Annotated in this window: 1 protein-coding gene and 1 pseudogene; both read right to left on the minus strand. The window is 28.5% G+C overall.

The window, feature by feature from the left end:
* Positions 1 to 194, minus strand: a pseudogene (locus tag ACFIJR_RS08895) (hypothetical protein); the annotation flags it as partial.
* Positions 195 to 1780: 1586 nt separating this feature from the next.
* Positions 1781 to 1971 (minus strand): hypothetical protein (locus ACFIJR_RS08900; protein WP_273724618.1); only part of this gene is annotated, 191 nt, incomplete at its 5' end.

Genomic DNA, 1971 nt, shown 5'->3' on the forward strand with positions numbered 1-1971 from the left:
ATATACCCCCCTAAATCGCCTTTTTTGACATCATCAAAATCTCTTAAGGCTCTAATTCGAGTTAAGAAATGACCATCGATATATTCACAATCATCAATAAATTCGTATTTTTTTGCAGGCTCTTGTTTATTAACAGACGCAGTTTCATTTGAAATGGAAGAGATAACGGGGGTGTTTTTTGAGATATTTGTCATATTTAAACCTGTATGTTTTTAAAAGTTTTCAATTGACGCGCTATAAAGGCGCCGGGCGCTGAAAACACGGCATACAGTCCGTTGCTATGCTTTTCCCATAAAGGGTATTGTATGGCACAGCTACACCCGACATAAATACATACACTTATAGAGTGTTGCAATAATCGAATTTTATAGAGGAAGTAAACAATTTTGGCTGTTTATCCACTGTATGTTTAGTGTTTTCAATCACTTGAATATTTATATAACAAAATACGTATTTATTGTCAAATAATATTTTATCTTTTTTGATATTTTTTCTTATTTTTTAAATACGTTGTGTATTGATAATATCTTATGCTTATTAATTGTTTCTTTTATATTTATGTGCTTTTAAAGCTATATTACGGGCTTTGTGAAACGATTGCGTATTTTCTGAATCTATACATTTATAATATTTAGAAACGCTCTCATAATGCGTATTTTAAACTTTATAACCTATCAATTTTGTTACTAAATGAATTTTAAATTTTTTGTGAATTTTGTTTATAAGGGGCTTTAATTTAAACGACCTTAATAGCACCGCGCTCTTATAACAAATGCTTTCATTTGCATTTTTGCTTTCTCTATAGCTGTTATGTTCTTTATAGCCATGGCATCATTTTTCAGTTTCATAAGAGAAATGATAAATAGGATATATGATAATTGTGATTTATAGACCATTATGAAAACACTTATGAAAACATCTCAATAGAAACTGATCATTATAGAGATGAGCAAAATCCCTTTTAATAAACTTTTGTCATTTTTGTCAGTTCTTTTTAGAACCTATATCATTTTTTTTAAATGAGAGAAAATTAAAATCATTATATTTCAATAAGTTAAGTTTTATGAATTTTTCAAAATACAACTTATTAAAACAGCCATAACAAATAAATACAACTGTAAATATATATTTGTCAGTTTATGTCAGTACATTGAATCGACAAAAGTGATCATTTAGTGAATGATTAAAACATGTCTTATGAGAGTATGTGATCTTTTAAAGCCTTTCAAAAGAAAGGGATTATAATCATAATAAATGCTATCAAGACCATTATGGTTATGAGTTTTGGAGGTGCTTTTTACGCCCCCCTTTACATATTTTTCAATAAAAAATAAAAGTCATTATATTTCAATATGTTATTTTTTATCAATTTTTCAAAAAACAACCTATATCAATAGTACAACCTATAAATTCAACTAATGCTCTATGTTTTGTAAGGTTTTTTGGGGGGGTAGAAACATTCAAAACCTATAAGTAATATAAGAAAATGAATATACATAACCCTCTTTAAATAAAGCTTCTGATAACAATAAAGCTATCATTTTAGATTACGGTTTAATCTTTTAAAGGCAATATAAAAGAAGCGTATTCACTTTAAGATGGGATTTCTTAAAAGTCTTAAAGCAATTCAAAGTAGAGTATTTAAAAGTGTAAGTTTCTTCTTTTTAGAATAATGCATATAAACACTCCTTTTAAAGATTGTATCTAATCAACATAACAAGAGAGGTATAGATTATGGTTATAAGATTCTATACCCCTTTGTGAGTTTAGCAAGCCAAGTCTATTCAGTTTCTCTAATTTCTAATTTTGGTAAGTTCTTAACAATTTTCATTGTCTCTAAACTTACGGTAATAACCCTCTGAAATAACTCTAGAGGGTAGGCAGGGTTGCCAATGGTTTCAACAGCATAACGATTGGCATCATTAACAATGCCACTCTTTTTATCAGTCTTAACACATTGACGCCCCATAA

It is taken from the genome of Bartonella sp. OD88NMGDW (assembly GCF_042193775.1).
GTDB classification, from domain to species: Bacteria; Pseudomonadota; Alphaproteobacteria; order Rhizobiales; family Rhizobiaceae; genus Bartonella; species Bartonella grahamii.